General features: G+C 34.0%; 2 protein-coding genes and 1 pseudogene. All 3 read left to right on the forward strand.

The features are described from left to right. Window positions 1-214: pseudogene (locus IC220_RS06770) on the forward strand (hypothetical protein); the annotation flags it as partial. 185 nt (window positions 215-399) lie between these two features. After that, window positions 400-2,352, forward strand: coding sequence for a hypothetical protein (locus tag IC220_RS06775; RefSeq protein ID WP_188153697.1), 1,953 nt, complete (start codon window positions 400-402; stop codon window positions 2,350-2,352). A gap of 157 nt (window positions 2,353-2,509) precedes the next feature. Continuing rightward, window positions 2,510-2,804: ankyrin repeat domain-containing protein (locus IC220_RS06780; protein WP_188153698.1), on the forward strand; the 295-nt coding region annotated here is incomplete at its 3' end.

Below are 2,804 nucleotides of genomic sequence, written 5' to 3' on the forward strand. Positions count from 1 at the left end.
GCTAGAAGCCAAAGCAAAAGCTGAAATTGGAGAATTAGTGCCGATAGAAGAAGTAAAAACCGAAGCTTTTAACGCAGCAAGAGTGGTAAGAAATAATCTGCTCAACATTCCAGATAGAGTATCAGCACTACTTGCATCGATGAGTGATGCGGAAAAGATTCATGAGCTACTATCGCAGGAAATAACAACAGCATTGGAGAAACTAACACAATGATGTATAACGTAAAATTACTCAAGAAGCTCTTAATTGGTCTAGTCAGCTTAATCCATATATTGATTGTAATAATCATTTCAAGTAAGGCATCAGCAGATAAAGCATTTGATAGAAAACTGATATTTAATATATTTTAATAAATGTAACGTAGAAAACGCAACATAGCAATCAATTAGGAATCAGATATGACGGGTCAAGAATCAATACCAATAGAGTCGAATGGAGAAATAACGTTACAAAAAAATAATGAAGCATCATTGCCTAAAAAAGTAAAAAATAACGCTTCAAATTCTACACTATCTGTTAAGGAAAGAGTGGGAGCAATTGAGTTATTGCAGAAAGGTACAAAGTGCAACACTACATACAAACAAGCTTCTTTAAACGTGGTTAGCAATGGTAGCGATAGCAGTATTACACCAAAAGTGGACGAGGTGGATGCTGAATACAATGCACTGGTGAGGTCTTTAGTGTTGGATGATGAAGATGTAACCGCTAAATTCAATGTGCTGGTAAGATCTTTGGAAGAGGATAAAAGAGATCCATATTCTCTTGATCAAATTGAGGTAGCCTCCAGCACCTCTTCCAACTCTGAAACATACAGCACAATAATAAAAGTTCAAAAAGACGAAGAAGTTAGAGAATCAGGAGATAAATTAAAAAGGTGCTCTCAGCTTGAGGATACGAAAGATAAAATCCTATTATCAGAAGGGACAACAAAGGAGTTAGATCAAATTGAAAAAAAATTACGGAAGAAACCGGAAGAATCCACTACAGGTAAAATAGAAAATCATTCTTCTACAACGGAAATGTTATCTAGAAACGTAATGTTGCAGCAGGACAATAATCAGAATGTAGCTCCACCTTCACCTAGAACAGCAGAAAATACTATACATTCTTTTATTATGAGACAATCAAATCAACCAGGCGCCAAATATATCCCAGATGATGAAAAGGAATCAAGTAGTGATGAGTCAATACAAACTATTTGTCCGGTTGAGGAAGGTCAAAATACACAAATTTCAAAAAAGAGTGTAGAAAGTGATAGTGGAATAAGTAAAGGATTAGAAAATGAAAGTGAAATAAGTGATCAAAGCCCAGGAATGAAAAGATCAGTTTCTGAAGTAACGTTATATAGTGAATCTTGTAAAACATGCAAAGAATTATTAGGTAACGAACCTGGTATATCTCCAACTTCTTTTATATTAAAAGATGATACGGACATTAAAAGCAGTGAAGCAGATTCAGAAACTCCATTAATTAGCTCAAGCAAAAAAACAAACAGAACCTGGCCAAGGGTAAAGTATGCAATACAGCAGAAGGAGTTTATAATTTTCGGTATCACTGCTATTGCACTTAGCACATCTGCAGCTTTGATATATTTACAGGGTAAAGCGCAATTTATCGGATTTTTTTCAGACAGTCCTCTCCATGTCACTATGCCAATTATTGCACTTGCTTCATTGATTGTAATTAGTTCAATGTTTTGTACAATAAAGCAATTTAGAAATACTGAAGAATGTCAAATACAAGGAAAAAATGCAGACGAGACCTTGAATAAAGTGCTAAAGTATCAAGCTAAGGATAAAGTAATAGAATCAGTAAGACTGAAATACAGTAATGGTACTCATTCAAGTTTTACACTTAATGCTTGGGAAGGTAAGAACAACTTCATTAATATTGACAAAAAAGTAATCAGTAGAACTAAAAAAATAGAATCAGTAATCAAGGATAGGCCAATATTTATGGCATTATTAACCGGAGTAATTGCTACAAACATAGCGTTTCCGTTAGGACTACTTGCACTTGGTGGAATGAATAACCTAAAAATATTTTATCAAAATCCTTTAAGTAATAATATGGGATTATCGTTACTTATGGGGTCAAGTATGGTTGTATTATTAGTTATATGTTTTGGAGTACATTACTACAGAAAAACAAATTGCACTAATCTTGTATATTCCGAGGAAAGAATTGACCCTGAGAAGGTTAATGAAAGGTTCATTGAGGAAATAAAAGAAGAAAGAACAAAAGTGCTGGAAGAAAACCACAGCAAGGACGCTAAACGTAGCAGTTTAACACTAGAGCAAGTAGTGGTTGAATCTCACAATCACAAAGATACTATTTATAGTATAGATTAAAAATAGCCAAAGAAGAGGATTCTGCGATTCATTCTATAAAAAACCCCAGTTGCGCATGAAATAAGTCATAGAAATAAAAGGCTTTATCAGCAATCTAAGATGTGAGAATTTCAAATCTTTTTATATACATCATGTCAAATTATTATATGGAATTAGAATGACTACAAACTTATACTCGGAAATAATCAAGTGTCTTGTAGATCAACCTGCTATAAATGTTAATGCTAAAGGATTCAATGGAAAAACACCACTGCATTGCGCTATAGAACTCGATGAGTTGAGCTTAGTTGATCTTTTGCTGAGTAAGAGAAGCATAAATCCGCTGATAACTGACAATGAAAACAAAAGTGCCCTGGATTATGCAAAAGATAATAGAGTATTACAGGTGCTAATCAACCATAAATACGGGTTAGAGAAAGACAGCTTACTTCACTTAGCTGCAATATTAAACG

It is taken from the genome of Wolbachia endosymbiont of Pentalonia nigronervosa, from assembly GCF_014534705.1.
GTDB lineage: Bacteria > Pseudomonadota > Alphaproteobacteria > Rickettsiales > Anaplasmataceae > Wolbachia.

Excerpts from the sequence above, each read along its gene's own strand:
- IC220_RS06775 (WP_188153697.1), top strand. The coding sequence starts at position 400 with ATGACGGGTCAAGAATCAATACCAATAGAGTCGAATGGAGAAATAACG.